This window comes from Bartonella doshiae NCTC 12862 = ATCC 700133 (assembly GCF_000278155.1).
In the GTDB taxonomy this organism is placed as follows: domain Bacteria; phylum Pseudomonadota; class Alphaproteobacteria; order Rhizobiales; family Rhizobiaceae; genus Bartonella; species Bartonella doshiae.
Genome location: NZ_JH725096.1, coordinates 404,843 through 412,342 on the forward strand (window position 1 = coordinate 404,843; position 7,500 = coordinate 412,342).

Consider the following 7,500-nt stretch of genomic DNA (forward strand, 5'->3'; position numbering starts at 1 on the left):
ATTATTATGCTTTAAGTATTAATTTTTCTTTAAATTTGACATATAATAAGGAATACAATAGAACTATTAGAATATTTATTTAAGAATCATCCATTGTTTATTCTTCTTAGTTTTTTATAAGCGTGGGAGAAACATTTTGGGCTTATAAGCTAGGAAAACTTTATGTTTAAAAAATCTCTCTTATCCTGCACAGCAATTGCAGCAATTGCGCTGTTTTGTACGCATTCCAACGCACAGGCTGAAAGTCTTGTTGCGAAAGGGGAAGTTGCACGCCCTCCAACAGGCGCAACCTATGAAACTCTTGAAGCAGTAGAGGGTGGCAAAATTTCTGGCACAGATTTAGCGCTGTTTAATGATAAATTAGACAAAAGTGTCGTATATACCAACGGTCCTGGCAGTGTAATTGAACTGTATGGAAATACAACTATTCAGCAACAGAAGAGTGTTGATCCTAATGTTGAGTGTATTAATCCAGCAGAGAATAACACTTCTTGTTATGCCGTTCTTTTAGAAAATGGAGCACATTTCAAGATGATCGGGGGGAGCATTACATCTCAAAAGATGGGTATCTATCTTAACGGCTCTTCCGATAAAGCTATTACAATAGCTGAGCTTAAAAATGTGGACATCATCACAGAAAGCGATGGAATACAATTATACAACATCAAGAGTAAATTAACTCTAGAAAATGTAAGGCTTAAGAACAATCATGGGATCGGGATACATGCATTGGGATTTGAAGGCCAAATCACAATGTCTGGAGGCTTGATTCATTCAAAGGGGACAGGGGTATGGGTTGATAACGGTTCTACTGCTTTTCTAAATGATGTTGAAATTATTACAGAGGGTCGCGCACTTTCTGCTATGAATCGTTCAGGTGACAACCCTTCCAAAATTGTGATGACGGGAGGATCCATTAAGGCAGAATACTCTGCTTTTGATGTGGTCAGCGGTGCACAAATTGACGCCACAGATGTTACTGCAACGGCAAAAAAATTTGGCATAGAGATTGAAGATGCTCAAATCAATTTAACCAATACTAAGTTGTCTGTTGAAAATGGTATAGGAATTACTGCTTATTATGGTTCTGTTTCTGATTTCAGTAAAGTAAATCTCAAAAATACAGAAATCCACGCTGATGTTTTATTAAGGGGCAACAGCGTTTCTACACTCTTAACTGCAGATCACTCTTCTATAGAAGGGAGAGTGGACACTTCAGATGAGGTCAAAACAGTCTTTGATTTGAAGAATGGCACAACATGGACCATAAAAAACAGCAGAAGCGAAAAAGACGATGATGGTCGTCTGGTTCATATCACGCAAAGATCACGTTCTGATGTTTCTGTGCTGAATCTTGACAACAGCACGATTGCTTTTGAAAATCCAACAGAAGAGTATTATCATACATTGCATATAGGCACTGGAAAAGCTGAGACAAAAACAGTTTACCATGCTTCTGGGGATGCAAGGATTGGCTTCAACATAGCATGGGATGATGAAACAGAAATACAGAGATCCGATCGGCTTCTGATCCATGGGAATGTGGTAGGCACCACAACAGTTTATATACAAAGCGATTTGGGAGAGAGAGACAGTGTTGTAAATGCTGCTTCTCCTTCCAATACAAGCGGCGTTTCGCTTATTCAAGTTTCTGGAAATGCCAAAGAAGACTCTTTCAAATTAGATAAGGGCTATACCACATTAGGAGGAAAGCCTTATAAATACACGCTAACGGCCTATGGACCAACATCAAGCCATGGGAAAGCCAATAGTGGACAAAGCTTCTTTGACGAAAAGAATGAAGACTTCTGGGATTTCCGCTTATACAAAGCATTTCTTGACTCAGGCTCTGGTACAGATCCTGGTACAGACCCTGATACAGGCCCTGGTCTCATACCCGCTCCTGTAGCACAAACAGCAAGCTATATCGTAATGCCCAATGCTCTTTTCACTGCTGGTTTTACTGATATGCTGAAGCAGAGTGCATTGTTAGCTGATACACACACAGCACAGAGTTATTCTTTCTTCTTGTCTCCTTATGGCAACACTGCAACCTTAACCTCTGAGCGTGGTGCCCTTAAATATGGCTATAACGCTGATATTTTCTATGCTGCAACACAAGCAGGTGTTACATCAGCCGCAATAGAAAGCAAAGATTTCACCATACATCTTGGGGCTTTAGGAACCTATGGGCAACTCTCCTTCACACCTCAGAATATAGAGGATGCAGGTAAGAGCACGCTTAACAAATGGGCCGCTACAGCTTATGGCAGCATACAGCATAATAATGGGCTGTATCTCGATATCCTGGCTTCCTATGGCATGATCGATGGAAATATCACAACGGCTGTCTTCAAGAGTGCAGCAAAATTAAACAACACAACAACATTGAGTGCTTCTGCTACTGTTGGTAAAGAATTTGCTACTGACGCGGAAGGGGTAACGTTTGAACCACAGGCCCAGCTGATTTATCAACAATTGTCATTTGACACCATTAAAGATGCTGATAACCTGAAGATTGATATGAAAAATCCTTCCCAGTGGTTGGCCCGCATTGGTGGACGTTTGAGCAAAACTGTTTCTACTGAAAACAACAATGTCTTTTCCTTTTATGGCAAAGTGAACTTTCTTAAAACTTTTGGAGATGATGGGAAAATCCAGATTGGAGATATCTTTGATCTTGATCCTATGGGAGCCTCACTTGAAGGCGGGGTTGGCATCAATGCAAAATTGTCTCAGAACTTCTCCATCCATGGTGATGTCAGTTATCAGCAAAAACTGCAAAAAACCGGTATCACTGGAGCAAGTTTTTCTGGGGGCATACGCTATCAGTTTTAATCACAAGGACGTTCTTCTTTAAGCAAAACAGCGTGTCACGATACGGTGATAACGCAAGCATATAAGATTATAAATGCGTGTGAAAGCGAGCGGTGTTTTCTTTTCCCGTTCGCTTGCACATTTATACCACACAGCAGGGCAGGCATTTATATATTGTACATTTTGTATCCTATGATGTTGCATTATAGGATAGATTTTGCGATTCAGAATTTATGGTAATTTGAAAAGTCTTGTCCGTCTTTATGTGACAAGTTTTTTGTGCTGCGTCATTATAACGTTGCTTCTTAGCTTTTTTGATTACATTTATCAGATTTGATTGTAACCAGCGTGAAAAAAACCAAATCTTAAAGGCTTAGGTAAAGATCTATTGGTTATATGACGGACGCTGGAATGTTGAAACACTTATATGAAGCATTTTTATACTTTTACGGTCAGTAAGAAGGGCATCATTTCCAGTCATTCTAGAATCCTTTCAATGTAAATAGGATTGAAATGAGAAAGGCTTACGGTATTCTGGGCTCTCATTTACGTTAAAAATAAATAGTTGTCCTTATAAATTAATGTATTGACTCTTATAAGATTGTCTAAGAATGCTCATGGTTTTTGTTCGCTAAAAGGAGAGGGGAACGGCCATAAAATTGAAGCATTGTTGCAATTTAAACAAACTTCTTGCAAAAAAGAGAGATTTTTACGGCAAAAATAAGAATGTCCCATTCTGAAAAGAAATGTAAAAATCTCCATATTAAATCAATTATACTTATTTTGCCGTTCAAATTATTCTTTCATGGTCAGAAAGAATGACACTCTTTTTTTTCATGAAAAAGCGAGCGTACGGTTAAATACAGCAGTTAAGTGCTTTTGTTAAAATCCTCTTTTCGTGGTTTTTATACTTTACTGTTTTTCTATAGTTATCACAATAATGATTGTGAATAAATTAAGTTTTGACTCTTTTAAAACATATTTTGCAATATCTTGCGTGTCAGTAAGAAAGGAGATTTTTTAGCAATGTTTGTTCCGTTTTTAGTCGCTCTAGGTACAGCAATAATAATCATAATCTGGCAAAAAAACATAAGTTATGCTTCCTGGACAATTCTGTTCATTGTCACCCTTTTTACTTTTTATCATCATGTAGTTTCACCTTTAAACATGTCTTTTTGAGAGAATAGTTATGGAACTTGTTGAGCAAAAAAACCATCATTTCACCATATTTATGAATGTGTTAGGACTTATAGGCTTATGCGTTGTCTTGCTGATGACTTTCTATTATCAACCAACAAAGCCTGTACCATCCGTTGTGCCATGCCCCCTTTGTCTTCTTCAACGCCTTGGTTTTATAATTGCGGGTTGTGGGTTTTTGTTCAACATTTTCCATAGGGTAAAAAATATCCATTATGGTATGGTTGTTCTCGGGTGTACGGTAACTTGTCTTTCTGCCGCTATGCAGATCTTTTTCCAAATCACGCTCGGTAATCTTGGAGATGGTCCAACACTCTTTGGAATGCGTCTTTATATCTGGGCATTTATAATTGCAGTCCTTTATATTGTTGTGGTTTCTTTCATCATGGTTTTGACTAAATTTGCGCGCAAGTTTAAAGTATTTGCTTTTTTCCCAATGCTCAGCAAAATGGTAGGTTTCCTCTTTGTGTTTTTGATTTCTGCAAACTTGCTTACTGCTATACTTGAATGTGGTACTGGGCAATGCACTGGTGGTCCGGTAAAATATGGGATGTTGTCAAAAGGGGATTTTTCTCCGTCTTCAAGGCTTTTATCATAGATTTTCACTCTATGTCTTTTCTCTGAAACGGAGAGCCAGCCTCATGTGGGGAAAATATGAAGTTTGAAGGGTAAAAACCAATTCTTATCTTTACCATTACCCTTTCAGTCGACTTTACGAATTTTAAAAATGTCTAGAGCAATTTTTTAGATAATAGACAGTATGCGTTGCTACACGCTTTTATTTCTTGCGTTCTAGGGGGGGGGAGCACCTCCTTTACGCAAACAGACCGCCATTGTACCGCCAGTGTGTTGCATATTTACGTGCTTTTTTAAGAAACATTTTTTAATGCTTTTAAGCCCATTCCACACTGTCACTCGTGAATGGTTAATTCTTTTGAGCACCACCGTCTTTACGCTTTTAAAGGAATAAGCCGGCGCACCATCATTATATTTGTCAGCCTCCAATGTTACCGATTGCTCTTATATGAAGAGGGTTTACGAGAGGTGTTTTTACTCCTTTCTTTAAGTGTTGCTCTCTATACCAGAATCCCGTTTGTTATGATGCTACGAAAAGTATGATTTCCCGCATTACTTTTATTGGCAATAAATCCATTTGGTGGGTGTTTTGTTTTTAGAAATAACTCTTTGGTAGGCTGTTGCTAAATCCATAAAGACCTGAAAAATAATCTATAATTGAGGCTCGTCCTTCTGCTTTTAAAACGCTTATCGATATCTCCACTTCTACGTTGTTTATCTTCATTGTTGGTAAGGTTTTGTTCTGTTATGGCGATTACACGATTAAGACGTGTTGGAGAGGGGGGCTATGAGAATTGCACTGCATTATTTAGGAGTGAACATGTGGTAAGATCACACTGTAGAGTAGAACTTTCTCTTTAAATATTCCTATCATCGGAAAAGGTTATTGCAGAGCGATCAGCCTCAAAAATCTAATCACTGTCGAAATCTCATTCTATAGAGCTTATGCGCCGTATTAAGTTAGTTTTTATCCTTTATTGACTTTATCCAGCATTGCTTAGTGAGAAAAGCAGATAGGGAAAATACACAGTAAACAACGAGACAAGAGTTTAAAAACGCCTCATAATGGAAAGTATCTTGAATTTTATGGAAAATTACAAGATACATCTCCTTAAAGAATCATCAAAAACTTTCTCTCTAATGGTTTTGCGGATTTCTTACACCTGTAAATCTGTTGCAGAGATAGTTCCACTATATTGTAATGCATAAGAGAATTTATATCCTTGGCAATGACTGTAAAGTTATAAAAGAACATTTGTTTTGGGGCAATAAATATGGAAGATTGTCATAATTTTATTTCTTCTTGGTTATTTTTCTAATTTTCCTTCTAAAAGGAGAAAACAAGAAAAACAGCCAAAAGAGCTTATACTATTTCGAAACTATCAAACGGATATTTAGGGGGAATCATTCATGTCTTTTTTTGACAAAAACAGCTTGCTTTTGTCATTAACCCGTTTTTTCTCTGGTGATTTAGGAAGTATCGTCCGATGACGTTACTGAGCTGTTTATGAGAGAATCAATATTGTTTTTTTCACGCAAGAATACTTGCAAGTCTTGGTTTGTTAAAGTTTTACTGTCAGGTATACGGATGCGCATAGGATCAACTTTTACACCATTGACAATGATTTCAAAATGGCAATGGGGACCGGTTGCCATTCCTGTTGTTCCAACATAGCCAATGACTTGTCCTTGACGGACTTTAGCTCCCAGTTTGATGTCCGGTGCATAACCGCTTTGGTGTGAATAGCTGCTGACATACCCATTGCTGTGTTGAATTTCTGTGTGGTTTCCATAGCCCCCAGTTACTCCTATTTTTATGACAACACCATCTCCTACGGCAATGATCGGTGATCCTTTTGGAGCCGCCCAATCAACGCCTGTATGCATGCGAATATAGCCTAAAATAGGATGCTTTCGTGGACCAAAGGGAGAAGCAAAAATACCATTTGGAGTAGGCTTGCGCAGTAAAAAAGGTTTTGAACTTTTCCCTTCGGAATCATAGTAATCAACGCTTCCATCTCTTGATTGATACCGGTAATATTTATATGTTGTGTTGCCAAAGGTAGCACTGATATAGCGAATTTCAGGATCTGTATTTGTGTTTTTCTGTTTCACGTTTTCTTTGCCATTTTTCCCTGTCTCGTTGTGTTGTGGAGCAGCATAAAATATTTCAAGCTGATCAGTTGGTGTTATACGGCTTTTCATATCAACATTGGTGGCAAGTAAACGAATAAGATGCTGAGAAAGTGTTTTTGACATGTTATGGTTAAGCACAGCATTATAGATGGCATCATAAACTGTTGGTAATTGCGTTATATTGTTATGTATATGGGGAATTCCATTCTGAAATGCGGTTTTCAGTGCTGGAGACATTTCTGGTTCTGCACTTTCAATAAATTCGCCTTTATCACTCAAAGCGATTGTGAGAACATGATACATCCCTTGATAAATGCTGGCACGTACCAAAAGATCTTTTTCTCCAGGTTGTGTGATGATGCCAATGCGTAAAAGATTTCCCTCTTTAAGTATATCTGAACGATTCAATCTGGCTAGAGTATTTGTAACTTGTTCAATTTGTTCTTGTGTATAGTTGGTTTCTTTGAAAGAATCGGCTATCTTTTGTTTTTTACGAATAGGAATAATATCTTCAGCATAGTTTTTGGTGAGATCAATGCGGGGATTTTGAGGAGAAACCGTCACATTTTCCTGAACAATACGTACTTCTGGGGCATCGTTAAATTGGGAAGAGTGATCTAATTGTAAAGGGTCGACCAGTGTGAGAATTGAAAGAAGCTCATTGCTTTTTTCTAAAGCAAATCCAGCTTTTTGTAATTCTTTTTGTACTTCATCAGCTGTGAGGGTGTCTGAGTCGTCAAATTCTGTTTGATCAATTATAAGATTATAATTGCG

At 37.9% G+C, this 7,500-nt stretch carries 4 protein-coding genes and 1 pseudogene (1 of these 5 running past the window's edge); 3 read left to right on the top strand and 2 right to left on the bottom strand.

The features are described 5' to 3' along the window. Window positions 1–162 precede the first annotated feature (162 nt). A complete protein-coding gene (locus MCS_RS06580) occupies window positions 163–2,838 on the top strand; it encodes an autotransporter outer membrane beta-barrel domain-containing protein (RefSeq protein WP_004856645.1) in 2,676 nt (891 codons plus the stop codon). A 259-nt stretch (window positions 2,839–3,097) separates the two neighbouring features. Here the strand turns inward: MCS_RS06580 and MCS_RS08180 are convergent. Continuing rightward, a pseudogene (locus tag MCS_RS08180) lies at window positions 3,098–3,298 on the bottom strand (hypothetical protein); the annotation flags it as partial. Window positions 3,299–3,843: 545 nt separating this feature from the next. Between MCS_RS08180 and MCS_RS08730 the strand changes: the two are divergent. Then, window positions 3,844–3,996 carry a DUF5993 family protein gene (locus MCS_RS08730; RefSeq protein WP_040296616.1) on the top strand — a complete coding sequence of 51 codons (153 nt, stop codon included), beginning with the start codon at window positions 3,844–3,846 and terminating at the stop codon, window positions 3,994–3,996. Window positions 3,997–4,006: 10 nt separating this feature from the next. Then, complete coding sequence (locus MCS_RS06590) at window positions 4,007–4,612, top strand: disulfide bond formation protein B (protein WP_004856648.1); 606 nt, start codon at window positions 4,007–4,009, stop codon at window positions 4,610–4,612. A gap of 1,448 nt (window positions 4,613–6,060) precedes the next feature. Here the strand turns inward: MCS_RS06590 and MCS_RS06600 are convergent. Beyond that, window positions 6,061–7,500: the 3' portion of a M23 family metallopeptidase gene (locus MCS_RS06600; protein ID WP_004856651.1), read on the bottom strand. 537 nt of this gene lie beyond the right edge of the window; the window shows 1,440 of its 1,977 coding nt (coding positions 538–1,977); the start codon falls outside the window, past its right edge; its stop codon occupies window positions 6,061–6,063.

Excerpts from the sequence above, each read along its gene's own strand:
- MCS_RS06580 (WP_004856645.1), top strand. The coding sequence starts at position 163 with ATGTTTAAAAAATCTCTCTTATCCTGCACAGCAATTGCAGCAATTGCG.
- MCS_RS08730 (WP_040296616.1), top strand. The coding sequence starts at position 3,844 with ATGTTTGTTCCGTTTTTAGTCGCTCTAGGTACAGCAATAATAATCATA.
- MCS_RS06590 (WP_004856648.1), top strand. The coding sequence starts at position 4,007 with ATGGAACTTGTTGAGCAAAAAAACCATCATTTCACCATATTTATGAAT.